This is a genomic window from Leifsonia sp. GW821-FHT13C09 (assembly GCF_058806435.1).
Genome location: NZ_JBXAPS010000007.1, coordinates 139,800 through 164,564, shown reverse-complemented (window position 1 = coordinate 164,564; position 24,765 = coordinate 139,800). Strand labels below are relative to the sequence as shown.

20 protein-coding genes are annotated in these 24,765 nt (G+C 69.7%); 17 read left to right on the top strand and 3 right to left on the bottom strand.

The window, feature by feature from the left end; all coding sequences use genetic code 11:
- Positions 1 to 97 precede the first annotated feature (97 nt).
- The 5 genes from AC1ROW_RS19175 to AC1ROW_RS19155 all read left to right on the top strand — a co-directional run bounded on the left by AC1ROW_RS19175 (position 98) and on the right by AC1ROW_RS19155 (position 5,308).
- Complete coding sequence (locus AC1ROW_RS19175) at positions 98 to 1,390, top strand: extracellular solute-binding protein (RefSeq protein ID WP_493020813.1); 1,293 nt, start codon at positions 98 to 100, stop codon at positions 1,388 to 1,390.
- A 63-nt stretch (positions 1,391 to 1,453) separates the two neighbouring features.
- Positions 1,454 to 2,413, top strand: a complete 960-nt coding sequence (locus AC1ROW_RS19170) for a carbohydrate ABC transporter permease (RefSeq protein ID WP_493020811.1) — start codon at positions 1,454 to 1,456, stop codon at positions 2,411 to 2,413.
- Positions 2,410 to 3,336, top strand: a complete 927-nt coding sequence (locus tag AC1ROW_RS19165; protein WP_493020809.1) for a carbohydrate ABC transporter permease — start codon at positions 2,410 to 2,412, stop codon at positions 3,334 to 3,336. The genes AC1ROW_RS19170 and AC1ROW_RS19165 overlap by 4 nt, the downstream gene beginning before the upstream one ends.
- Before the next feature lie 2 nt (positions 3,337 to 3,338).
- Entirely contained in the window at positions 3,339 to 4,334 is a 996-nt protein-coding gene (locus AC1ROW_RS19160; RefSeq protein ID WP_493020807.1) for a glycosyl hydrolase family 32, read from the top strand.
- Positions 4,335 to 4,336: 2 nt separating this feature from the next.
- The gene (locus tag AC1ROW_RS19155) at positions 4,337 to 5,308 is read left to right on the top strand and encodes a PfkB family carbohydrate kinase (protein ID WP_493020805.1); all 972 of its coding nucleotides are present in this window, start codon (positions 4,337 to 4,339) and stop codon (positions 5,306 to 5,308) included.
- A gap of 8 nt (positions 5,309 to 5,316) precedes the next feature.
- Here AC1ROW_RS19155 and AC1ROW_RS19150 read toward each other — a convergent pair whose 3' ends face one another.
- Complete coding sequence (locus AC1ROW_RS19150; protein ID WP_493020803.1) at positions 5,317 to 6,474, bottom strand: ROK family protein; 1,158 nt, start codon at positions 6,472 to 6,474, stop codon at positions 5,317 to 5,319.
- A gap of 180 nt (positions 6,475 to 6,654) precedes the next feature.
- On the opposite strand from AC1ROW_RS19150, the gene AC1ROW_RS19145 reads away from it, so the two are divergent.
- The 6 genes from AC1ROW_RS19145 (at position 6,655) to AC1ROW_RS19120 (ending at position 13,685) form a co-directional block, all read left to right on the top strand.
- Positions 6,655 to 7,941: an extracellular solute-binding protein gene (locus AC1ROW_RS19145; protein WP_493020801.1), complete on the top strand. Its 1,287-nt coding sequence runs from the start codon at positions 6,655 to 6,657 to the stop codon at positions 7,939 to 7,941.
- A 4-nt stretch (positions 7,942 to 7,945) separates the two neighbouring features.
- Complete coding sequence (locus tag AC1ROW_RS19140; protein WP_493020799.1) at positions 7,946 to 8,944, top strand: carbohydrate ABC transporter permease; 999 nt, start codon at positions 7,946 to 7,948, stop codon at positions 8,942 to 8,944.
- Positions 8,941 to 9,786 carry a carbohydrate ABC transporter permease gene (locus AC1ROW_RS19135; RefSeq protein ID WP_493020797.1) on the top strand — a complete coding sequence of 282 codons (846 nt, stop codon included), beginning with the start codon at positions 8,941 to 8,943 and terminating at the stop codon, positions 9,784 to 9,786. Before AC1ROW_RS19140 ends, AC1ROW_RS19135 begins: the two co-directional genes overlap by 4 nt.
- On the top strand, positions 9,783 to 11,384 hold the full coding sequence (locus tag AC1ROW_RS19130; RefSeq protein WP_493020795.1) for a glycoside hydrolase family 66 protein: 1,602 nt from the start codon (positions 9,783 to 9,785) through the stop codon (positions 11,382 to 11,384). Before AC1ROW_RS19135 ends, AC1ROW_RS19130 begins: the two co-directional genes overlap by 4 nt.
- Positions 11,381 to 13,147 carry a glycoside hydrolase family 13 protein gene (locus tag AC1ROW_RS19125; RefSeq protein ID WP_493020793.1) on the top strand — a complete coding sequence of 589 codons (1,767 nt, stop codon included), beginning with the start codon at positions 11,381 to 11,383 and terminating at the stop codon, positions 13,145 to 13,147. Before AC1ROW_RS19130 ends, AC1ROW_RS19125 begins: the two co-directional genes overlap by 4 nt.
- Positions 13,148 to 13,259: 112 nt before the next feature.
- The gene (locus tag AC1ROW_RS19120) at positions 13,260 to 13,685 is read left to right on the top strand and encodes a four-helix bundle copper-binding protein (RefSeq protein ID WP_493020791.1); all 426 of its coding nucleotides are present in this window, start codon (positions 13,260 to 13,262) and stop codon (positions 13,683 to 13,685) included.
- Between the two features lie 16 nt (positions 13,686 to 13,701).
- On the opposite strand, the gene AC1ROW_RS19115 is transcribed toward AC1ROW_RS19120, so the two are convergent.
- Together AC1ROW_RS19115 and AC1ROW_RS19110 are read right to left on the bottom strand one after the other, a co-directional pair.
- Complete coding sequence (locus tag AC1ROW_RS19115; RefSeq protein ID WP_493020789.1) at positions 13,702 to 14,118, bottom strand: hypothetical protein; 417 nt, start codon at positions 14,116 to 14,118, stop codon at positions 13,702 to 13,704.
- Positions 14,119 to 14,159: 41 nt separating this feature from the next.
- Positions 14,160 to 15,182 carry a LacI family DNA-binding transcriptional regulator gene (locus tag AC1ROW_RS19110; RefSeq protein ID WP_493020787.1) on the bottom strand — a complete coding sequence of 341 codons (1,023 nt, stop codon included), beginning with the start codon at positions 15,180 to 15,182 and terminating at the stop codon, positions 14,160 to 14,162.
- 337 nt (positions 15,183 to 15,519) lie between these two features.
- On the opposite strand from AC1ROW_RS19110, the gene chvE reads away from it, so the two are divergent.
- The 6 genes from chvE to AC1ROW_RS19080 all read left to right on the top strand — a co-directional run bounded on the left by chvE (position 15,520) and on the right by AC1ROW_RS19080 (position 24,651).
- Positions 15,520 to 16,647, top strand: a complete 1,128-nt coding sequence (gene chvE / locus AC1ROW_RS19105; protein WP_493020785.1) for a multiple monosaccharide ABC transporter substrate-binding protein — start codon at positions 15,520 to 15,522, stop codon at positions 16,645 to 16,647.
- A gap of 76 nt (positions 16,648 to 16,723) precedes the next feature.
- Positions 16,724 to 18,268: a multiple monosaccharide ABC transporter ATP-binding protein gene (mmsA, locus tag AC1ROW_RS19100; RefSeq protein ID WP_493020783.1), complete on the top strand. Its 1,545-nt coding sequence runs from the start codon at positions 16,724 to 16,726 to the stop codon at positions 18,266 to 18,268.
- Positions 18,265 to 19,440 carry a multiple monosaccharide ABC transporter permease gene (gene mmsB / locus AC1ROW_RS19095; RefSeq protein ID WP_493020781.1) on the top strand — a complete coding sequence of 392 codons (1,176 nt, stop codon included), beginning with the start codon at positions 18,265 to 18,267 and terminating at the stop codon, positions 19,438 to 19,440. The genes mmsA and mmsB overlap by 4 nt, the downstream gene beginning before the upstream one ends.
- Before the next feature lie 153 nt (positions 19,441 to 19,593).
- Positions 19,594 to 20,988 (top strand): MFS transporter, encoded by a 1,395-nt coding sequence (locus tag AC1ROW_RS19090; protein ID WP_493020779.1) that lies wholly within the window; start codon positions 19,594 to 19,596, stop codon positions 20,986 to 20,988.
- 13 nt (positions 20,989 to 21,001) lie between these two features.
- Positions 21,002 to 23,086 (top strand): molybdopterin oxidoreductase family protein, encoded by a 2,085-nt coding sequence (locus AC1ROW_RS19085; RefSeq protein WP_493020777.1) that lies wholly within the window; start codon positions 21,002 to 21,004, stop codon positions 23,084 to 23,086.
- Positions 23,083 to 24,651, top strand: coding sequence for an FAD-dependent oxidoreductase (locus AC1ROW_RS19080; RefSeq protein WP_493020775.1), 1,569 nt, complete (start codon positions 23,083 to 23,085; stop codon positions 24,649 to 24,651). Before AC1ROW_RS19085 ends, AC1ROW_RS19080 begins: the two co-directional genes overlap by 4 nt.
- Positions 24,652 to 24,765 lie beyond the last annotated feature (114 nt).

Below are 24,765 nucleotides of genomic sequence, written 5' to 3'. Positions count from 1 at the left end.
CCTTGCTAAACGCATTCAGCAGATTGCTAAACGCATTCAGCATCCAGACCCGCACCCGCAGGTCCGACGATCACACATCCAATGGAGGATCACCATCGTGAGGAAGACAACCCGCCGGGCGCTCGTCGCCACGGCCGTCGTCGCGGCCACCGCGACGTTCGCACTGACCGGCTGCGCCAAGGGCGGCGCCGGAACCGGGACATCCGGCGGCCAGATCGTGATGTGGACGCACAACGCCGGCAACAAGGCCGAGCTGGGCGCCATCCAGTCGATCGTCTCCGACTTCAACACGTCGCAGTCGAAGTACACGGTCAAGGTTCAGGCATTCCCGCAGGACTCGTACAACCAGTCGGTCACGGCGGCGGCGGCCTCCAAGAAGCTGCCCTGCATCATGGACATCGACGGGCCGAACGTGCCGAACTGGGCCTGGGCCGGCTACCTCGGTCCGCTCACGGGGATGGACTCCACGCTCTCGAAGTTCCTGCCCTCGACGGTCGGCAAGTACAACGGCGCCACCTACTCCTACGGCTTCTACGACGTCGCCCTCACGATGATCTCGCGCAAGTCGACGCTCGACGCGGCGGGCATCCGCATCCCGACGGTGGACCAGCCGTGGACGCAGACCGAGTTCCAGGACGCGCTCGACAAGCTCAAGGCCTCCGGCAAGTTCCAGTACCCGGCCGACTTCTCCACCGGCTTCACCGGGGAGTGGTGGCCGTACGCGTACTCGCCGTTCCTGCAGAGCTTCGGCGGCGACCTGATCAACCGGGACGGCTACAAGACGGCCGACGGCGTGCTCAACGGGGCGAAGGCCGTCGACTGGGCGAAGTGGTTCCGTGGGCTGGTCACCAGCAACGACATCTCCCCGAAGTCGGGCGCCGACCCGGTGGCGGACTTCCTCAACGGCAAGACCGGCATCCTCTACGACGGCGGCTGGGCGGCCGACCAGGTGCGGACGGCGCTCAAGGACGACGCGGTCTTCCTCCCGTCGGTCGACCTCGGGAAGGGCCCCAAGATCGGCGGCGCCTCCTGGCAGTGGGGCGTCTCCAAGACCTGCGGCAACACCGCAGGCGCGCTGGCGTACATGAAGTTCGCCGCGGCCGACAAGTACGTGGCCCAGGTCGCCAAGGCCACCGGCACCATCCCCGCGACAGACGCGGCGGCGGCGCAGGTGCCGGGCTACCAGCCGGGCGGCGCGAACGCGATCTTCCGCGACTTCTCGAAGAAGTTCGCCGAAGTCCGTCCGGTGACCCCGGGCTACCCGTTCATCGCGACCACATTCACCAAGGCGGCGCAGGACATCCTGAACGGCGCCGACCCGAAGTCGACCCTCGACCAGGCGGTCAAGGACATCGACGCCAACCAGAAGTCGAACAACTACTTCAAGTAGCCGGCATGGCCGGTCCGGGAGGTCCCTCCCGGGCCGGTCGGGCTGACGGACAAGGACGTCACCATGAGCACCATCACCGAGCCGGCCGCGCCCGCCGAGCGCGCCGCCTCAGCACTACCGCACTCGGGCCGGTCCAAGCCGGCGGCACGCGGCGCGAAGAAGGAAGCCGTCGTCGGGTGGGCCATGCTCGCCCCGGCCGCTGTCCTGATCGTCACCTTCCTGCTGGTCCCGATCGGTCTGACCTTCGGGCTGGCCTTCACCAACGCGCGACTCGTGTCGCCGGAGCCCGCCCACTTCGTCGGGCTGGACAACTTCGTCGCCCTGTTCACCGACGACACGTTCTGGGCGTCGCTGCGCAACACGATCATCTTCTCGGTCGTGATCGTTCCGCTGCAGTCGACGCTCGCGCTCGTGCTCGCCGTGCTGGTGAACTCCAAGACGCGCGGGACGACCTTCTTCCGCACGGTCTACTTCCTCCCTGTCGTGACCTCCATCGTGGTGGTCTCGATGCTCTGGCTGTTCCTGTACCAGAAGGACGGCCTCATCAATGTCCTGCTGTCGAAGGTCGGCATCCAGGGCCCCGACTGGCTCGGCGACCCGCACTGGGCGCTCCTCGCGATCATCCTGATGTCGGCCTGGCAGGCGATGGGCTTCCACATGATCATCTGGCTGGCCGGGCTGCAGACCATCCCGGCCGAGCTGTACGAGGCGGCCGCTCTCGACGGCGCCACGCGCTGGCAGCAGTTCGCGCACGTCACCTGGCCGGGGCTGCGGGCGACCCGCACCTTCATCCTCATCACGATCACGATCGCCGCGTTCGGACTGTTCTCGCAGGTGCAGATCATGACCCAGGGCGGCCCGCTCAACTCCACGACGACCCTCGTCTTCCAGGCGGTGCGCAGCGGATTCCAGCAGCAGCAGACCGGCTACGCGTCGGCGATCTCGCTGGTGTTCTTCGTGCTCGTGCTGATCGTCACCCTCACCCAGCGATTCCTCACCCGTGACAAGGAGGCCCGGCGATGACCGACACCATCCGCGACGTCGCGGACATCGAGACGCCGCACACCATCGAACCGACCCGGCGCCGGCGCGGCGTCTGGCGGCCCGCTCTGATGCTCGCCCTCAAGATCGCGCTCGCGCTCGTCTTCGGGCTCCCGCTGGTCTTCATGATCGTCTCCAGCTTCAAGCCGGACGCGCAGATCTTCGGGGATCTGGGCGGCATCCAGGCGTTCCTCCCCGTCGGGAACATCAGCCTGGAGAACTACGCCGGCGTGTTCGACCGCGTGCCGTTCGCGCAGTTCCTCTTCAACTCGATCCTGATCTCGGTGCTCACTGTCGGGCTCGGGCTGATCGTCAACTCGCTGGCGGCGTTCTCGCTCTCGCGCATGCGCATCCCCGGCGGCAAGGTGGCGCTCGGCGTCATCCTGGCCACGCTGATCGTGCCGTTCGAGGTGATGGCGCTGCCGCTGCTGTGGGAGGTCAACCAGCTGCCCTACTTCGACGGCACGCAGATCGTGCAGGGCTGGCTCGACACGTACACCGTGCAGATCGTGCCGTTCATCGCCAACGCGTTCTCGGTCTTCCTCTTCTACCAGTACTTCGACTCCATCCCGAAGGAGCTGGACGAGGCGGCGCGGGTCGACGGAGCGGGCTGGTTCCGCATCTACCGCAGCATCATCATGCCGTTGGCCGGCCCAGCGATCGCGACCGTCGCGATCCTGACCTTCCTGCCCGCCTGGAATCAGTACCTCTGGCCGCTCATGGTCACGCAGAGCGAGGCTGTGCGGCCGGCGATGGTCGGCATCGACTACTTCAAGCAACTCAATACGTCGTGGGGCCAGATCATGGCCTACGCGACCATCATCACCGTCCCTGTGCTGGCCCTTTTCGTGGCGTTCCAGCGCTCGTTCGTCAACTCCATCGCCTCGCAGGGGCTGAAAGGCTGACCATGTACGCACTTCCCGACAGCTGGGTCTGGGACTTCTGGCTCGCCGACGACGGTGAGAAGTACCACCTGTTCTTCCTCTACGCGTCGAAGGCGCTCAAGGATCCCGACGCCCGCCACTACCGTGCCTCCATCGGCCACGCGGTCTCCGACGACCTCGTGAACTGGACCCGGGTGGTCGATGCGCTGGTCCGCAGCGACGCTCCGGCCTTCGATGAGCTCGCAACCTGGACCGGCAGCGTCGTCCAAGGCGACGACGGACTCTGGCGCATGTTCTACACCGGCACTGTGCTGACGGACGACGGCAACGTGCAGAGCATCGGGATGGCGACGTCGACCGACCTCTACGACTGGACCAAGAGCGACTGCAACCCGATCCTCAGCGCCGACTCGCGGTGGTACGAGCGGCTCGCCGACGGCCACTGGCACGACGAGGCGTTCCGCGACCCGTGGGTGTACCGCGACGAGAGCATCGGCCGCTGGCGCATGCTCATCACGGCCCGCGCCAACCACGGCCGGCCTGACGACCGCGGCGTCATCGCGACCGCCGTCTCCGACGATCTCCGGCACTGGGAGCTGCAGCCGCCGCTCAGCGAGCCGGGGAGCGGCTTCGGCCAGCTGGAAGTGCTCAACACCGCCGAGATCGACGGCGAGCGCGTCCTGTTCTTCTCCTGCCTCGCCTCCGACCTCGCGGACGAGCGCAGGCGCACCGGCAGCACCGGCGGCACCTGGGCGATCATCGCCGACGCCGACGGCCGCTGGGATCCGACGCGCGCGCAGCAGGTCACCGACCACGACCTGTACGTCGGCCGGGTCATGCACGACCGGGTGTCGGGGGCGGCGATGTTCCTGGCGTTCGAGAACACCGGCCCGGACGGTTCGTTCGTCGGCGGCGTCACCGACCCGCGTCCGGTCCGGGTGCGCGACGGCGTCGTCGTGCTCGGCGACGCGTCGGACCATTCGGGGCGGACCGTTCCGGTCGCCGCCGGCCGGGGCTGAGCGTGCCCGCGCGCGGTGGGCCGGCCTCCACGGTCGGGGCGGCCTCTACGGTCGAGCCGGCCGGGGAAGCGATCCTGGTGATCGGCGAGGCGCTCGTCGACATCTTCAGCGGCCCGGCCGGGACAGAGGAGGCGTTCGGCGGCGGCCCGGCGAACACGGCCCTGGCGCTCGGCCGGCTGGGTCGTGGCGTGCGGCTCGCCACGGCGGTCGGCGACGATGAGCGCGGTCGGGGACTGCGTGAATGGCTCGCCGCGTCGGGGGTCGCCGTCGAGGTGACGCCGATCGCGCGCACGGCGACCGCCCGCGCGACGATCGCGGCCGACGGCTCCGCGAGCTACGCGTTCGACGTCGCCTGGGAGGCCTCCCTCGGGAGGGTGCAGCCGGCCGCAGTGGTGCACACGGGTTCGATCGCCGCTGCGCTCGAGCCCGGCGCAGCCGCCGTCGAGGACTACCTGCGGTCCGCGCGGGCGACGTCCATCGTCAGCGTCGATCCGAACATCCGCGTCTCGCTCTGCGGCGAGGGCTCCCGCGCGCGGATCGAACGGATCCTCGCGCTCGCCGACGTCATCAAACTGAGCGATGAGGATCTTGCGTGGCTGGCTCCCGGGTCGTCGCCACGCGTCGCGGCCTCCCGATGGTTGAGCGAGGGGGCTGAGCTGGTGGTGGTGACACGGGGAGCACGCGGCTCGCTGGCGTTCGCGCAGGGCGGCAACGTGGCGTGCGACGCGGTGCGCGTCCCCGTGGTCGACACGGTCGCCGCGGGCGACACGTTCACCGCGGCGCTGCTGGACGGCCTGGTAGCCGAGGGGCTGACCGGCGCCGATCGGCGGGACGCGCTGCGCGCGATCGACACCGAGACGCTGTCGCGACTGCTGTCACGGGCGTCCCGCGCGGCGGCGATCACCGTGGGCAGGAGAGGTGCGAACCCTCCGACGCGTGCGGAACTCGGCGCGGAGGCATGCTCGGGGCGGTGACCCCGCGCTCAGCCCACCCCCGGGTGGGTCCCGAGCACATACGTCTGAATGGCGATCACGGCAGCCCCCCGGCACCATTCGAGGTTGTCGCCGGACGTCGTGATGAGGTCGAGCCGCTTCGCCCGCGGGTCGCGGTCGGCGGCGATGCCCTGGTCGATGGCCTCGCGGGCGACCTCGACCAGCCGGACTCCCTCTCCGCCGAGGACGATGCGCTCGGGCATCGTGAGGTTGGCCACGGCCGCCAGGAGGCGGCCGAGGCCGCGCCCGGCGTCGTCGACGACCCGGCGTGCGGCGGGCTCGCCCGCCGCAGCCAGGGTCAGCGCCTCGTCGTAGCCGACCTCGCGCCCGAGCGCGGTGCCGACCTCGTGGACGATCGCCGCCTGGGTGAGGACGCTGCGGGCGCAGCCGCGGTGACCGGCCGGGCACAGCGGGCCCATCGGATCCAGCGGCCAGTGGCCGATGAGGCCGATGCCGGCGTCGTCGTCGGCCACGATGCCGTCGTGGATGACCAGGCCGTAGCCCACGCCCGCTCCGAGGGTGATCACTGCGAAGCGGTCGAGGCCGCGGCCGTAGCCGAACCAGTGCTCGGCCTCGGTGAAGGCGATGACGTCGTTCTCGATGACCGTGGACATGCCCGTACGCTGCTCGATCATGTCGACCAGCGGCACGTCCTCCCACTCGAGGAAGGCCGCGCTCGCGACGCGCGTGTTGCCGGCGATGCGGCCGCCGAGGCCGACACCGAGGGCGGTCACGGGCGGCACGTCGCGGGAGAGCCGGTCGGCCAGCTCGGCGATCGCGTCGGCGACGGTGTCGGGGTCGCGCGAGCCGAACTCCACCATGTCCGTCGCGATGATGTTCGCGCGGAGGTCGGTGGCGACGCCCTGCACCCGGTCGGCCATCAGCTTCATGCCGATGAAGTGGCGCGAGGTCGACACGATGTCCAGCGGACGGGATGGCCGGCCGGTGCGCCCCTCGGCGAGCTCGCCGGTCTCCACGAGCAGCCCCGTCTCGATCAGCGGCGCGCTCAGGCGGGTGAGGGAGCCGGGGGAGAGGTCCAGCCGTCGGGCGATCTCGCTGCGGGAGAGCGGGCCGTTGAGGAGGACCTCGAGCGCGACGGACCGGGAGGCGCCCGCCTCGGGCGCCCATGTCGGTGCGGTGACGGTCACTGGTCCTCCTTCGGCGGTGCGGTTCCCTCACTTTGGCATACCGAGATTGTTTCGTCAATCAACGAACTCAGGCGAAAATTGCGGATTCAGGAGGTTGTTGACAGCGGGTTGTTTTTGCCATAGAAATAACTCCACACCGCGGGGCCAGCACGAGCGCCCCCTTCCGACAGGAGAACTGCAATGAAGCGTTCCACCGCACTGGCCGCGACGGCGGCGCTCGCGGCATCCATCGCACTGGTCGCCAGTGGGTGCTCCGCCGCCTCGGGCGGCTCCTCCGACGGCTCGTCCAGCCACCCGGTCACCCTGACGTTCTGGGGCTCGTACGGCAACGGCGGCAACTCCGCCCAGCAGGACGCGCTGAACAAGACCCTCATCCCCGCCTTCGAGAAGGCCAACCCGGGCATCACGGTCAACTACGTGGACATCCCGTACAACAACCTGCTGCAGAAGCTGACGACCAGCGCCGCCGGCGGGAGCCTCCCGGACCTCGTCCGCTCCGACATCGGCTGGGTCCCGCAGCTCGCCCAGCTCGGCGTCCTCACCCCGCTGTCCGAGTCGATGTCCGACTTCGGGACGCTCTCCAAGGCGGTGTACCCGGGAACGCTGACCACGAACAAGTACAACGGCAAGTACTACGGCCTTCCGCTCGACACCAACACCCGCGTGCTGATCACGTCGCAGAAGGCGCTCGACGCGGCGGGGATGAGCGCTCCGCCGAAGACCTTCGGCGACCTCCAGCAGATGGCCGCCAAGCTCAAGGGCACCGGCGTCTCGGTCTTCGCCGACGGCGGCCTCGGCGGCTGGAACATCTATCCGTGGATCTGGTCCAACGGCGGTGAGATCACCAACGCGAGCCTGACCAAGGCCAGCGGGTACCTCGACGGGCCCAAGTCGGTCGCGGCGGTGCAGATGCTGGTCGACCTCTACAAGGAGGGCCAGATCCCGAACCTGATCACGGGCAACCAGGGCGCGACGTCCACCTCCGACGGCCTGCCGACTGGGAAGTACGCGACCATCCTCGACGGACCGTGGATGAAGGCGATCTGGGCCGGCCAGTACAAGGACTTCTCGCCGATCTACGCGCCGGTGCCGAAGGGCGACGGCGCCTCCACCAGCGTCGTCGGCGGCGAGGACATCGTGCTCACAGCCTCGTCGAAGAACCAGACGGCGGCGGAGAAATTCATCCGCTTCACCCAGTCCGAGCAGTTCCAGATCGCAATGGCCAAGACCGGCCAGATGACGGTGATCCCGGCCTTCGCCGCCAAGCAGGCCGCGATCGACCCGTACTTCACCACCTTCGCGGACCAGCTCAAGACGGCGAAGTCGCGGCTGGCCATCCCGCAGGGGGCGAAAGTCGACGGCATCCTGAGCGCCGCACTCACCCCGGCCTTCAGCGGGACGACCAGTGTGAAGGCCGCCCTCACCACGGCGGCCCAGCAGATCGACCCGCTGCTGACCGGAAAGTGAACCCGTGAGCACCACGACAGAACGGACCGCGCGCGCGGTGGGGGCCGACCCCACCGCGCCGCGGCGCACCTCGGCGGGACAGCGGCGCCCGCAGCCGGGTCGTCGGGCGACGTCCGGCCGGATCACCGGCGGCGCGACGCCGTACCTCTTCATCGCGCCCGGCTTCGTCCTCTTCGTCGTGCTGATCCTGCTGCCGATCCTGCAGGCCGTGCAGATGAGCTTCTACGACTGGAAGCTCATGGCCGGCGCGGTCAGCCAGTTCCTCGGGCTGGCGAACTACGTCCGCGCGTTCCAGGACCCGCACTTCTGGCTGAGCCTGGCCAACAGCGGCATCTACATGCTCTTCACCGTGCCGCCTCAGATCGTCCTCGGGCTCCTCATCGCTGTCCTCCTCAAGCGCAAGAGCCCCAGCCAGCCGGTCTTCCGGGTGCTCTTCTACCTTCCGGTCATCACGAGCTGGGTCGTCGTCTCGCTTCTGTTCAAGTACCTCTTCGCGGACGGCGGGCTCGTCAACTTCACACTGCACGACTTCCTGCACCTGATGAACTCCGACGTGTCCTGGCTGTCCGGGCGCTGGACAGCCCTCGTCGCGATCTGCGCCCTCGGAGTCTGGAAGGGCGTCGGCTGGTCGATGATGATCTTCCTCGCCGCCCTCCAGGGCGTGCCGCAGTCGTTGGAGGAGGCCGCCACCATGGACGGCGCCGGCCGCTGGCAGCGCTTCCGCGTCGTCACGATCCCCGCGATCTGGCCGTCGCTGCTCTTCGTCACGGTGATGCTCGTCATCGGCGGCTTCAATGTCTTCACCTCCGTGCTCGTGATGACCGGCGGCGGTCCGGGCGGCCAGACCGACGTCGTCCTGACCTACATGTACAACCAGGCGTTCCAGTACCTCGACTTCGGCTATGGCTCGGCGCTCGCCGTGATCCTCGCCGTCATCGTCTTCGTGCTCGCCGTCATCCAGCTGCGGGTGTTCCGCGAGCGCAATGGAGAGGATCTCGCATGACCGCCACAGCGAACGGCCGGCGGAGGCTCGGCACCGGCGTCAGGATCGCCGTCCTCGTCGTGGGCGCAGCGATCATGGTGACGCCGTTCCTCTACATGCTCTCGACCAGCTTCAAGAGCCAGGCGTATGTGCTCACGGTGCCGCCGCAGTTCATCCCGAGCCCGGCCACGACCGACAACTACCGGCAGGCGCTGACCACCCAGGACTTCGGGCTGTACTTCCTGAACTCCACGATCGTCGCGGTCATCTCCACGGCGCTCTCCGTGCTGATCAGCTCGATGATGGCCTACGGGTTCGCCCGCTACCGGTTCGCGGGGCGGGAGATGATGTTCCGGATCCTGCTGATCGGGCTCGTCGTCCCGGCGATGATGCTGATCATCCCGCAGTTCATCATCGCGAAGTTCTTCGGGCTGATCGACTCGCTGGGCGGCCTCATCGTGTTCTACGTCGCCGGATCGCTCGCCCTCAACACCTTCCTGTTGCGCGGCTTCTTCGCGTCTATCCCGGCCGAGCTCGACCAGGCGATGCAGGTCGACGGCGCGAACGCCTGGACCCGGTACTGGCGGCTCGCGTTGCCGCTGGCCAAGCCCGCACTCGCGACGGCCACCATCTTCACGTTCCTGGCCTGCTGGGACGAGTTCGCCTGGGCCCTGACGATCATCAACACCCCCGCGAGGCGCACGCTCCCGATCGCCATCGCACTGTTCCAGGGCGAGAACGCCACGCAGTGGGGGCTCGTCTTCGCGGCATCGGTGATCGCGGTCGTCCCGGTGATCGTGGTGTTCCTCGTCTTCCAGCGGTACTTCGTGCAGGGCCTGACCTCCGGGGCGGTGAAGGGATGAGCGAGCTGCTGCCCGAGCGCGCCTGGTTCGGCGCGGGCGACGAGGTCCGGGTCGAGGTGCGCGACGTCTCCGGCGCCGGAGAGCTCACGTTCTGGCGTCTCGGCGAGAAGCAGGGCGTCCGGGCGACGGACGGCGACGGCTTCGTCTCGCTCGGATCGCCGGAGCCCGGAGGCTACGGCGTCGAGTGGACCGACGGCTCCACAGTCCTCCGCACGGCCCTCCAGGTCGCCGGGGCGGACACGCCGCGGCTGCGCTACGGCTTCACCGTCGATTACAGCCCCGGCCGCGACCCGCGCGGACTGGTCGACACCGTCCGCCGCCTCCACCTCACGGATGTGCAGTTCTACGACTGGGCGTACCGGCACGCCGAGCTGCTGGGCGGCGGCGATGACTACGAGGACGCGCTGGGCCAGCCGGTCTCGCTGGCGACGGTGCGCCGGCTGGTCGACGGCGTCCACGCGGCCGGAGCGCGCGCCCTCGGGTACGCCGCCGTCTACGCGGTCGGCCCGCGGGAGTGGGACGGCTGGAAGCAATGGGCCCTGCTCGACGCGGCCGGCGAGCCGTACGCGCTCGGCGACTTCCTCTTCATCGTGGACCCGGCCGCCGTGCCGTGGCTGACGCACCTCCGGGATGAGCTCACCGCGGCCGTCGAGACCGTCGGGTTCGACGGCTTCCACCTCGACCAGTACGGCTACCCGAAGCACGCGCGCCGGGCGGACGGCCGCAGCGTCGACGTCGCCCGGTCGTTCGACACGATGATCGGCGGCGTGCGGGAGGCCCTTCCCGACGCCCACCTGGTCTTCAACAACGTCAACGACTTCCCGACCTGGACGACGGCGGCGAGCCCGCAGGACGCCGTCTACATCGAGGTGTGGGACCCGCACCTGACGCTCGGCTCGCTCGCCTCCGTCGTGACCCGGGCCCGGGCAGCAGGACGGGACAAGCCCATCGCGATCGCGGCGTACCAGCACGTCTACGACTCGGCGTCCGCCGCCGCTGCCGACCGCGCCACCGCCTTCACCATGGCGACGCTGTTCTCGCACGGGGCCACCCAGCTCCTCGCCGGGGAGGCCGACCGCATCCTGGTGGACCCCTACTACGTGCGCAACCACGTCGTCGAAGACTCCACGGCGACCCTGCTCCGGCGCTGGTACGACTTCATGGTCGAGCACGACGAGTTGCTGTTCGATCCCGCGATCGTGGACGTCACGGGCTCGTACGCGGGGCCGTACAACGACGACCTCGACGTCTCCTACCCGGACGCGGCGGTCGCGGGCGAACCCGTCGCCGGCGCCGTCTGGCGCCGGGTCGTGCAGACGAAGCACGGCCTGGTCGTCCACCTGATCAACCTGGCCGGTCAGCCGGACGCGCTCTGGGACGCGCCCAAGGCACCCCTGGCGGACGTCGGCCAGGGGACGCTGCGTCTCCGCACGGTCGCCGGCGCGACGCCGTGCGTCCGCGTCGCCGACCCGGACGGGTCACCCCGGCTCGTCGACCTCCCCGTCCACGCGGACGGGACGCACGCGACGGTCGTCCTGCCGCCTCCTGGCGCCTGGCAGGTCGTGCTCGTCGAACTCGACCCGGATGGAGCGTCATGACCGACCTGACCACGAACCCCGGCCGCGCCGGACTCCCCGGCGCCGCCGCGCCCGACGACCAGTGGTGGCGTTCCGCCGTCGTCTACCAGATCTATCCGCGCAGCTTCGCGGACAGCGACGGCGACGGCATCGGCGACCTCCGCGGCATCCGGCAGCGTCTCGACCACCTTCAGCTGCTCGGGGTCGACGTCGTCTGGCTGTCGCCGATCTACGCGTCCCCGCAGGACGACAACGGCTACGACATCAGCGACTACCGCGCGATCGATCCGGCCTACGGGACTCTCGAGGACTTCGACGAGCTGCTGGCGGACATCCACGCCCGCGGTATGAAGCTGGTCATGGACCTGGTGGTCAACCACACCTCCGACGAGCACCCGTGGTTCGTGGAGTCCGCGTCGTCCGTCGACAGCCCGAAGCGCGACTGGTACTGGTGGCGGAAGCCGAGGGCCGGGTTCGTCCCGGGTACTCCCGGCGCCGAGCCGAACAACTGGGGCTCCTTCTTCTCCGGCCCGGCCTGGGAGTACGACGCGGCCTCGGGGGAGTACTTCCTGCACCTGTTCTCGCGGAAGCAGCCGGACCTCAACTGGGAGAACCCGGAGGTCCGCCAGGCCGTCTACGACATGATGAACTGGTGGCTCGACCGCGGCGTCGACGGGTTCCGGATGGACGTGATCAACCTGATCTCGAAGGTGGTCGAACTCCCCGACGGCGAGGTCGCGCCTGGCGCCGTCCACGGCGACGGGTTCCCGTTCTACGCGCAGGGGCCGCGCATCCACGAGTTCCTCCAGGAGATGCACGAGCGGGTGTTCGGCGGGCGCTCCGGCGACTTCCTCACCGTCGGCGAGATGCCGGGCGTGACGATCGAGCACGCCCGGCTGTTCACCGACCCCGACCGGCGCGAGGTCGACATGGTGTTCCAGTTCGAGCACGTCGGTCTCGATCACGGGGCCGGCGGCAAGTTCGACCCGGCCGCGGCGACGCCGCGGGACCTGAAGGCGTCGCTCGGCCGGTGGCAGGACGGTCTCGCTGACGTGGGCTGGAACAGCCTGTACTGGAACAACCACGACCAGCCGCGCGTCGTCAGCCGCTTCGGCGACGACGGCGAGCACTGGCGCGAGTCGGCGACCGCGCTCGCGACCGTGCTGCACCTGATGCGCGGCACGCCGTACATCTACCAGGGCGAGGAGCTGGGCATGACGAACATGCCGTTCGCCGACGTCGCCGACTTCCGCGACATCGAGTCCCTCAATTACTACGCGGAGGCCGTCGGCGAGCGCGGCCAGGCGCCGAAGGCCGTGCTCGCGGCCCTGCGCGTGATGAGCCGCGACAACGCGCGCACGCCGGTCCAATGGTCGGACGGCCCGGCGGCCGGCTTCACCTCGGGCACCCCGTGGATCGCGGTCAACCCGAACGCGGCCCGGATCAACGCCGAAACCCAGCGCGACGACCCGGGGTCGGTGTTCGCGCACTACCGCGCGCTGATCGCCTTGCGCCACAGCGAGCGGGTGGTCTCGCACGGCAGCTTCGAACTCGTGCTGCCGGAGCATCCGACCGTGTTCGCGTACACGCGGACGCTCGGCGCCCGGCAGCTGCTCGTCATCGCGAACCTCTCCGGCGAGCCGGCGGAGTACGACCTCCCCGACGCGGCGGTCTGGAGCGAGGCGGAGCCGGTGCTCGGAAATCTCGAGGAACGGCCGCCGCGGGTGGACGGCCGGTGCGCTCCGTGGGAGGCGCAGGTGTTCATGCGGGACATCGTGGGCTGAGCGCGTCCAGAACTGCTTGTCGCCGCTGCCGAACCCTCCTATCGTTGCCGGTGTCGCGCACGGTCCCTCGAGGCGGCCTGCCTCCCGTGCCGGCGGGAAGTGGGTGCAGGAAATGGATGACATGACCGGGATGATGTCCATGATGAAGGAGTCCGCCCAAGGGCCGATGGCGGGCATGGACCTGTCGATGATGCAGCGATGTATCGAGGCGTGCTCGGCGTGCGAGCAGGCGTGCACCATGTGCGCGGGCTCCATGTCGATGGAAGGCATGTCCGGTTCGGCGATGTGCATGAGCTGCGCCGAGATGTGCAACACGATGATGCGGATGATGCTGCGCCCGATGCCGATGAACGCAGGTGACATGGCGGCGATGATGGCGATGCTGCAGGCCACGTCGGCGATGTGCCGCGCTTGCGCGGACGACTGCGGCGGGATGTCCGGGAGCGCGTCCGCGACGATGTGCGCTCAGGTCTGCGGCAACTGCGCGGACGCATGCGACGCGATGATGGCGTCCATGAAGCCGATGATGGCGTCGTAGTTCGGGGTGCGCGGCCTCAGGGGCGCGCGAGGCGCACGTTGAGGAGCTCGTCGCCGGCGGAGAGCACGCCGTAGAGCGTGTGGACGGCGACGGGCGCGCCCGGCTCGAGCAGGTCGCTCAGGTCGTCGTAGTGCCAGCAGCGGACGCTGCCGCCGTCCAGGTCGGCCAGCTCGATCCAGCCGTCGTCGCCGACGGAGACGACGAAAACGTCGGCCCAGTGCGACGGGGTGGCGATCGCCGCCTGGCGCGCGATGGGGTGCAGGGCGTATCCGTCGTCGAACATCTCCGCGCCCTGCCCGGAGGCGGCCCGGAGCAGGGCGTCCTTCGCGGTGGGGCTGGGCTGACGGGTCACGATGTCCTTCTCACGGTCGGTGGCGGTGTCGCGGGGTGCGCGATGAGTACCGAGCATAGGCAGCTCGACGACGTGAGTCACGCTCGGCGTCACAGGGCGAAACATCCGGCGCCGGAAGCCCGTCACTCCGGCGCAGCAGTGCTCCGCCGCACGATGAGCTCCGGAGCGGTGAACTCCGCAGGGGGCTCGGCGCGTCCCTCGATGTCGGCGATCAGACGCTCGATCGCGCTGGCGCCGAGCTGCGCGAAGTCCTGGCGCACGGTCGTCAGCGGCGGCGCGAAGTGCTTCGCCTCCGGGATGTCGTCGAAGCCGACGATGCTCAGGTCGCGCGGAACGCGCAGGCCAAGGTCCGCCGCGGCGTGCATGAGGCCGAGCGCCATCTGGTCGTTCGAGGCGAAGACCGCGGTGAACTCCCTGCCGCCGAGTAGTTTCATGCCCAGGTCGTAGCCGGTGTCGGCCGTCCAGTCGCCGAGGACCGGCGGGGCGGTCGGGAGGTCCCGTGCCGACATCTCATCGAGGTAGCCGCGCATGCGCTCCTCCGCCTCGTTCCAGTCCTGGGGGCCGGCGACGTGCACGATGCGGCTGTGCCCGAGTTCGATGAGGTGCCGGGTGGCCAGCCGCGCCCCCTCGCGCTGGTCGAAGGCGACGGCGCGGTCGCCTGGCGCGTCCGGCCACTGGAGGCTGATGAACGGCACCCGGATCGACACCTTGCGCAGCGCCTCGTGCGCCCGCTGCTGCGGGGCGATCACGATCACCCCGTCGACGCCCTGGGCGAGGAACGCGTCGAGCGCCTCGGTGAGGCTCGCCTCGTCCTCGTGGGCCAGCGTCGCCGAGACGATGGCGTAGCCGCGGGCTCGGGCGGCCTCGTCGACGGCGGCCGCCGCGCTGAACGGCCCGTAGTGGGAGCGGGCGGAGACCAGGAGCCCGATCGCCTTCGAGCGCGACGTGGCGAGAGCTCTGGCTGCGCTGTTGGGCCGCCAGGCGAGCTCCTCGATGACCTTCTTGACGTGCTCCTCGGTCGAGGGCTTGATGTAGCGCTCGCCGTTCAGGACCCGGGACACGGTCTGCCGGGAGACCCCGGCGATACGTGCAACATCGCGGATCGAGAGGGGCTTGGCCGCCTCGCCGTCGACCTTGTCCGTCATGCTCGCTCCGGGTTCCGGCAAGACGGTACCGCGGCGGATCGCCCTGCTCTGCCGATCATAGGGCGGCGGACGTTTTTCGGCGCGTTGCTTGACGCGAAGGCTGGATGAGGCATAACGTCATACCCGTTCTGGGACCGGTCACATATATCGGACAGCAGCCTAGCGGACGACGACGACGTCGCAGAAGGAGGGTCGGGATGCGAAGCAGCACCTCGGGCCCACGCTCGCGCAGACGTCGATCGGCCGATCGCCGATGGCCCGATCATCGACCGGTTTCCGGCCCTGGTACCCGCACGCAGCCCGCGTGCAGACCGCCTCACCCTCGAAGGGAATCACAGTGAAGTTGAAGAGAATCGCACTCGGGGCGGTCGCCCTCGGTGTCGCCGTCATGCTCGCCGCGTGCTCGGGAGGCCGACCCGGAAACGGGAACGGCGCCGGCACCGCCGACAACAAGGGGGCGCTCGTCGGCGTCGCCATGCCGACCAAGGTCTCCGAGCGGTGGATCGCCGACGGCAACGCGGTCAAGTCCGACCTCCAGAAGAACGGCTACAAGGTCGACCTCGAATACGCCAACAACGACATCCCCACCCAGGTGCAGCAGATCAACACCATGATCACCAAGGGCGCCAAGGTGCTGATCATCGCCTCCATCGACGGCGGCTCGCTCACCGACCAGCTCGACGCGGCGGCCAAGGCCGGCATCAAGGTCATCTCGTACGACCGCCTGCTCACCGGCGACAAGAACGTCGACTACTACGTCTCGTTCGACAACTACAAGGTCGGCGTCTACCAGGCGAACTCGCTGCTGACCGGCCTCGGCATCCTCGACGCCGACGGCAAGAAGACCGGGGCCAAGGGCCCGTTCAACATCGAGGTCTTCGCCGGAAGCCCGGACGACAACAACGCGACCTTCTTCTTCAACGGCGCGATGGACACCCTCAAGCCCTACATCGCCGACGGCACCCTCGTCGTCAAGAGCGGGCAGACCAACTTCAACCAGGTCGCCATCCTGCGCTGGGACCCGGCGACCGCCAAGGCCCGCATGCAGGACCTGATCGCCAAGTCGTACTCCGGCGGCGCTGCGGTGCAGGGCGTGCTCTCGCCCTACGACGGCCTCTCCGACGGGATCCTGAGCGCGCTCGAGGGCGCGGGCTACGGCTCCAGCGGCAAGAAGCTGCCGATCATCACCGGCCAGGACGCCGAGGTCGCCAGCGTCAAGCAGATCATCGCGGGCACGCAGTACTCGACGATCTACAAGGACACCCGTCAGCTCGCCAACGAGGCCGCCAAGGTGGCGAACGACATCCTCACCGGCACGAAGCCCGAGGTCAACGACACCAAGAGCTACGACAACAAGACCAAGGTCGTGCCGAGCTACCTCTTCCAGCCTGTCGTCGTGACCAAGGACAACTACCAGAAGGTGCTCGTCGACAGCGGCTACTACAAGGCCTCCGACCTCCAGTAGTCCGATCCGGCCGCTGAAGCGGGGCGGGCACGCCGTTCGACGTGCCCGCCCCGCCCGCGACGAAGCAAGGGAGACAATGTCCAACACGATTCTCGAGATGCGCAACATCTCGAAGACGTTCCCCGGGGTGAAGGCCCTGCAGGATGTCTCGATCTCGATCGAGGAGGGCTCGGTCCACGCCATCTGCGGCGAGAACGGCGCAGGCAAGTCCACTCTGATGAAGGTCCTGTCCGGGGTGTACCCGCACGGCACGTTCGAGGGCGAGATCGTCCTGAACGGCGAACCGGTGGAGTTCCGCTCGATCAACGACTCCGAGGCCGCCGGCATCGTGATCATCCACCAGGAGCTCGCGCTCTCGCCCTACCTGTCCATCGCCGAGAACATCTACCTCGGCAACGAGCGCCAGCACGGCGGCTGGATCGACTGGAACGAGACCAACCTGGAGGCGGGCAAGCTGCTCGCCCGGGTCGGGCTGCGCGACAACCCGATCACGAAGATCAAGGACATCGGCGTCGGCAAGCAGCAGCTCGTGGAGATCGCGAAGGCGCTCTCCAAAGAGGTGAAGATCCTCATCCTCGACGAGCCGACCGCCGCACTGAACGACGACGACTCGGCGCACCTGCTCGACCTGATCCGTCAGCTCCAGAGCCACGGCATCACGTCGATCATCATCAGTCACAAGCTCAACGAGATCAAAGCGATCGCGGACCGCGTCACGATCATCCGCGACGGGCGCACCATCGAGACGCTGGAGATGCGCGGCGAGGCCGCGAGCGAGGACCGCATCATCAAGGGGATGGTCGGCCGCGACGTCGCCAGCCGGTTCCCCGACCACGTGCCGCACATCGGCGAGGAGCTCCTCCGCATCGAGGACTGGACCGTGCACCACCCCCTCGACCGCAGCCGCAAGGTCGTCGACGGCGCCAATCTGTTCGTGCGCGCCGGTGAGATCGTCGGCATCGCCGGACTCATGGGCGCGGGGCGCACCGAGCTGGCGATGAGTGTCTTCGGACGCAGCTACGGCGTCGACATCAGCGGCCAGGTCTACAAGCGCGGCAAGCCGATCTCGGTGAACACGGTGTCGAAGGCCATCGAGCACGGCATCGCCTACTCGACCGAGGACCGCAAGCACTACGGGCTCAACCTCATCGACGACATCCAGCGGAACATCTCGATCGCCGCGCTCGACAAGCTCGTCGACTGGCTCAAGTTCGTCAACGAGCACAAGGAGCGGATCGTCGCGGAGGGCTACCGCAAGACGATGAACATCAAGACGCCGAACGTCTCGACGCTCACCGGCAAGCTCTCCGGCGGCAACCAGCAGAAGGTCGTGCTCTCCAAATGGATGTACGCCGACCCGGACGTGCTCATCCTCGACGAGCCCACCCGCGGCATCGACGTCGGGGCGAAGTACGAGATCTACACGATCATCGACCGCCTCGCCGACGCCGGTAAGGGCATCATCGTGATCTCCTCCGAGCTGCCCGAGCTGCTCGGCATCTGCGACCGCATCTACACCCTGAGCGAGGGACGGATCACCGCCGATGTCCCGCGCGAGAAGGCAACCGCCGAATACCTCATGCAATTCATGACCCAGGAACGCGAGAAGACCACAGAATGAAACCGCTCACGAACGCCGTCAGCTACCTGACGGGCCAGCTCCGACAGATCGGCCTCTTCATCGCGCTGATCGTGATCGTGCTGTTCTTCCAGATCACGACGGCCGGCATCACCCTCGCGCCGATCAACGTCACGAACCTCATCGTCCAGAACAGCTACATCCTGATCCTGGCCGTCGGAATGGTGATGATCATCATCGCCGGGCACATCGACCTCTCAGTCGGCAGCGTCGTCGCCTTCATCGGCGCGATGGCCGGCGTGATGATCTCGCAATGGCACTTGCCCTGGCCGCTGGCCGTCGTCTTCTGCCTCGTCCTGGGCGCGCTGGTCGGGGCCTGGCAGGGCTACTGGGTGGCGTACTTCGGCATCCCGGCCTTCATCGTCACCCTCGCCGGCATGCTCGTCTTCCGCGGCGCCGCCCAGATAGCCCTCGGCAACCAGCAGATCTCCTTCTTCCCGAAGGAGTTCCGCTCGATCGGCTCCGGGTTCCTGCCGGCGTTCGGCACCTCCGGCTACGAGCCGCTCACCCTCATCCTCGGTCTGCTCGCGGCCGCCGCCATCGTCGCCACCTCGGTGCGTCAGCGGCTGGTGCGCCGCAAGTACGACCTGGAGGACGAGCCGCTCTGGTGGTTCGTGCTGAAGCTGATCTTCCTCGTCGCACTGGTGCTCACGGTCACGCTGCTGCTCGCCAGCTACAACGGGACGCCGATCGTGCTCATCATCCTCGGCGTCCTCGTCGTGGGGTACACGGCGGTGATGAACCGTTCGGTCTTCGGCCGGCACATCTACGCGATCGGCGGCAACCTGGCCGCGGCCGCCCTCTCGGGCGTCAAGACGAAGCGGGTGACCTTCCTGCTGTTCATCAACATGGGCGTCATCTCGGCGATCGCCGGCCTGGTCTTCACCGCCGGGCTCAACCTGGCCAGCCCGAGCGCCGGCAACGGGTTCGAGCTGGACGCGATCTCCGCCGTCTTCATCGGCGGCGCGGCGGTCACCGGCGGCATCGGGACGGTCCCCGGGGCGATCATCGGCGGCCTGATCATCGGCGTGCTCAACAACGGCATGTCGATTCTGGGCGTGGACAGCGACTACCAGCAGCTGATCAAGGGCCTCGTGCTGCTCGCGGCCGTCGCTTTCGACGTGTTCAACAAGCGGAGGTCGGTCGGAGCCTGACCGGTGCGGCCCGCGCCGGCCGGCGGCGCGGGCCTCACAGCCCCCTCGGGCGCCGGAGAGGTGTTGGTCACACAGGTTTCACGCCGTGCGCGACCCGCCGAAACACCATCTTCCTAGCGTGGAGTCACCCACTCACCGCAGGAGGACCGCACGATGACCAGCACCGTCTCCGCCCCGACCGCGGCCCCGGCCGCGGAGTCCGCCCTCGCCGTCCGTCCCGGCCGTTGGATCGACGGCTGGAACGCCGAAGACCCGGCCCAGTGGGAGGCGTCCGGCGCCGCGATAGCGCAGCGCAACCTCCGCTGGTCGATCTTCGCGGAGTTCCTCGGCTTCGTCGTCTGGCAGCTCTGGTCGATCGTCGTGGTCGCCCTCCCCGCCGCGGGCTTACACTTCACGACGTCGCAGACGTTCTGGCTGATCTCGATGCCGAGCCTGGTCGGTGCGACGCTGCGGATCCCGTACACGTTCATGGTCCCGAAGTTCGGCGGCCGCAACTGGACGATGGTCTCGGCGGCCCTGCTGCTCATCCCTGCCATCGGGCTGGCGATCTGCGTCGCGAACCCCGGGACGCCGTTCGGCGTGATGCTGCTCGTGGCGGCGCTCGCCGGGTTCGGCGGCGGCAACTTCGCCTCGTCCATGGCGAACATCACGTTCTTCTACCCGCAGCGGAAAAAGGGCTGGGCGCTCGGGCTCAACGCGGCCGGCGGCAACCTCGGTGCAGCGGTCGCGCAGTTCGCCGTGCCGATCGTCATCACCCTCGGCGCCGGTGCGACCGTCCAGCTCCCGCTCGCCGGCCTGGTCTGGGTGCCGCTCATCCTGGTGGCGATCGTCGGGGCCTGGCGGCGGATGGACAACCTCTCGAACGCGCGCGCGGACGTGAAGGCGTCGCTCGCCGCCCTCCGCGCACCCGAGCTGTGGCTGATGGCCCTGCTCTACATCGGGACGTTCGGGTCGTTCATCGGCTTCTCGGGCGTCTTCCCGAAGCTCATCGCCGACCAGTTTCCGGCGTTCAGCGCGTTCCCGGTCGGCGGCGCCACGCTGTCGCTGGCGTTCCTCGGGGCTCTCGTCGGCTCGCTCGCCCGGCCGTTCGGCGGCCGGCTCGCCGACCGGTTCGGGGGCAGCACGATCACCATCGCCGCCTTCGTGGTCATGGCGCTCGGGGCGCTCGCCGTCGTCGTCACGCTGCCGCTGGACAACTTCTGGCTGTTCCTCGGCTTCTTCCTCGTGCTGTTCATCGCGTCCGGCGCGGGCAACGGTGCGACCTACCGGATGATCCCAACGCTTTTCGCGCTGCGCTCGGGCGCGGCGGACGGACACAGCTCGGCCGGCGACGTGTCGTCGCAGCGCACGGCGGCCGCCGCTCTCGGGATCGTTTCGGCGTTCGGCGCGTACGGCGGCTTCGTCATCCCTCAGGTGCTCGGGCTGTCGAAGTCGACCACCGGAGGCTACGCGGCGGGGTTGATGTGGTTCGTCGGAGCCTACGTGGTGCTGCTGGCGATCACCGTGGCCGTGGCCGTGCGCGGCCGCCGCCGCGGGGTGCGGATCTGAGCGGCGGGCCCCGATGGACGCAGCGAGCCACTGCCCGTACTGCGCGCTGCAGTGCGCCATGACGCTCGCACCGTCGCCTGACGCGGCGGCCCCGGTGACAGTGAGCGGACGGATGTTCCCCACCAACCGGGGCGGCCTCTGCAAGAAGGGCTGGACATCCGCCGAGCTGCTGACGACTCCCGATCGGCTGACCGCCCCGCTGATCCGGCGCGACGGCGAACTGCGACCGGCGGAGTGGGAGGAGGCGCTCGCCCTGATCGCCGCGCGGCTGACCGCGATCCGTCGGGATGACGGCCCGGATGCGGTGGCGGTCTTCGGCGGCGGCGGGCTCACGAACGAGAAGGCCTACCTGCTCGGCAAGTTCGCCCGCTTGGCGCTGGCGACCTCGCGCATCGACTACAACGGCCGGTTCTGCATGGCGTCGGCCGCCGCGGCGGGCAAGCGGGCGTTCGGGATGGACAGGGGGATGCCGTTCCCGGTGACGGACCTCGACGACGCGGACACGATCCTGTTGCTCGGTTCGAACGTCGCAGCCACCATGCCGCCCTTCATCGGTCACCTGGCCGGCGCCCGGGCGGCGGGCGGCCTCGTCGTCGTGGACCCGCGCCGTTCGCAGACCGCGCAGCTCACAGCCGACGGAGGAGGCCTGCACCTGGCGCCGGCGCCGGGCACCGACCTGGTCGTGCTGCTCGGGCTGACCCACCTCGTGCTCGCCGAGGGACTGGCCGACCTGGACTACCTGGAGGCCCGGACCAGCGGGTTCGACGCCGTGCGCCGCAGCGTCTCGGCGTGGTGGCCCGAACGCGTTCAGGAGCACACCGGAGTCCCGGTCGGGCAGCTCCGGGAGGTCGCGCGCCGGCTCGCGCGCGGCCGTGGCACGTACATCCTCACCGGCCGTGGGGTCGAGCAGCACGTCGATGGGACCGACACCGCGACGGCCGCGATCAACCTCGCGCTCGTCCTCGGCCTCGTCGGCCGCCCCGGCTCCGGGTACGGGACGTTGACCGGCCAGGGCAATGGCCAGGGCGGCCGCGAGCACGGGCAGAAGTGCGACCAGCTTCCCGGCTACCGCTCGATCGCGGACCCGGCCGACCGCGCCGCGGTCGCCGCGGTCTGGGGCGTCGAGCCCGGCGTCCTCCCCGGTCCGGGCGTCCCCGCCGTCGAACTGCTCGGGATGCTCGGCCGCCCGGTCGGTGTGCGGGCCCTGCTGGTGCACGGCTCCAACGTGGTCGTCTCCGGGCCGGACGCGGGCGCCGTGCGCGCGGGCCTGGAAGCGCTCGACTTCCTGGTGGTGTGCGACTTCGTCCTGTCGGAGACGGCGGAGCTCGCCGACGTGGTGCTGCCGGTCACGCAGTGGGCCGAGGAGGAGGGGACCATGACGAACCTGGAGGGGCGCGTCCTGCGCCGCCGCCGCGCCATCGACCCGCCGCCTGGCGTGCGGAGCGAGCTGGACATCCTCGCCGACCTCGCCGGCCGGTTGGGCGCGCCGGGGGCGTGGCCGATCTCGCCGGCGGAGGTCTTCGACGAACTGGGCCGGGCGTCGGCGGGAGGCGTCGCCGACTACTCGGGGCTCAGCCACGCGGTGCTCGACGCGCAGCTCGAAGACGACGTGGCAGCGCACTGGCCCTACCCCGCTGGATCGACGGGGACGCCGCGGCTGTTCCTGGACCGGTTCGGCCACCCGGACGGGCGCGCCCGCCTCGTCGCCGTCCGCCCGCGCGCGCTCGAGACCGGGAAGGAGGTCGGCGAGCTGACCCTGATCACCGGCCGTCTGCTGGAGCACTACCAGTCGGGCGCGCAGACCCGCCGGGTGGCGGAGCTCGTCACCGCGCAGCCGAGCGTGCGGGCCGAGCTGCACCCGGCCACGGCCGCCCGGCTCGGAATCGGCGACGGCGAGCCGGTGCGGATCCGCAACGCTCGTGGGAGCGTCGACGCCACGGCGCTGCTCACCGCGGGGATGCGGATCGACACGGTATTCCTGCCGTTCCACTTCGCGGGACGACAGTGCGCGAACCTGCTGACGGAGGCGGCGGTCGACCCGGTCTCGGCGATGCCGGAGTTCAAGCGCACGCTGGTGACGGTGGAGGCCGGCGCATGACCAGGCCGCTGCGCATCGTCCTCATCGGCTACGGGCCGGTCGGAGCCCGTTTCGTCGAAGAGATGCTGCCCGCCGTGGCGGCAGGGGAGGCCTCGCTCGTCGCGCTCGGAGCCGAGGACCAGGACGCCTACAACCGTGTGCTCGTCGCCGAGTACGCGGTCGGCGCCGCCTCCCGCGACCGGCTCGACGTCACCGACACGGCGGCCGCGCGCGCCGCCGGTGCGGACATCCGCCTCGCGGAGACCGCCGCCACGATCGACCGGGGCCGCCAGCGGGTGGTCACGTCCGGCGGGGATGAGCTGCGCTACGACCGGTTGGTGCTGGCCACGGGCGCCCGGGCGAACATCCCGACGCTCGACGGCCTCGAACACACCCGGCACGAGCGGGATGCCGCACCGGCCGCCGCGCTCGACCGCGGACGACGTCCGCTCCCGAGCGGGGTCGTGGCGCTGCGCGATCTGACCGACGCCGAGGCGGTCGCTCCCGTCGTGGCGGCCGGCGGCGCGATCGTCGTGCTCGGCGCCGGGGTGCTCGGCATGGAGTTCGCCCTGCTCGCGGCCGAGCACGGCGCGCAGGTGGTCGTCGTCCACCACGGGCCGACGCCGATGGCGCGCAACCTCGACGAGCCGGGCGGGCGGATGCTCGCCCGCGCCGTGCGGGACACGGGGGTCGGGATGGCCGCGCACGCGCGCGCGGAGAGCATCGGCTTCCGCGACACCGAGGCCGGCCGCGTGTTCGATGGCGTCGGCTGCGCGGACGGCACCTACATCCCCGGCGACCTCCTCGTGCTGTCCTGCGGCGTCGGCCCGCGGGTGGAGCTCGCGCTCGCCGCCGGCCTGGCCTGCTCGGCCGGCATCCTCGTCGACGAGGAGCTGCGGAGCTGGAGCGACCCGGACGTGTTCGCGATCGGGGACTGCGCGCAGGTGGCGTCGCCCGAGGATGCGGACGCGTCGGGCCGGGTGCCGGGCGCCCCCAGCGGGCTGATCGGGCCCGGCTGGCGGCAGGCGGCAGCGCTGGCCCGGCGGCTCCGGGCGGAGGCCTCGGGAGCCGCGGCCGGGGCGGAGGCGTCGGTCGCCCTCCGCGAGCGCCCCACGGCCGTGATGCTCAAAGCGACCGGGATCGATGTGGTCTCGGGCGGCGACCACGCGGCGGAGCCGTGGGATACGGACGCCGAGGTGACCGTGTGGCTCGACCCGGCGCGCGCGGCCTATGTGAAGACGGTGGTCCGGGAGGGCATCCTGACCGGGTTCGTCTCGGTCGGCCTCCCGCAGGCGGGGGCGGAGCTGACGCTGCTGTTCGAACGCGGCGCCTCGCTCCCGGCCGAGCCGTCCGCGCTGCTGCGGCTGGACGCCGCCGACGCGGGAGCCGTGGCCGTCGAGGACCCGCTGGGACCGGACGCGACGGTCTGCTGGTGCAACGGCGTCACCGCGGGCCGCATCGGCGAGGCAGTCGCCGCCGGCTGCGACACCGTCGAGTGCGTCGGCCGTGACACCCGCGCCGGCACCGGCTGCGGCGGCTGCAAGGGCCGCATCGCGGCCATCCTGGCGGCTGCGCCCGTCGTGTAGCGCGCCGCGATTCGTGACGAATGTCGTGAAAGCGCCGGCGAAAGCCGCGATTCGTGCCGAATGTGGATAGTGGCGATTCGTGACGAATGTCGCGAAAGCGGCGGCGAGAGCCGC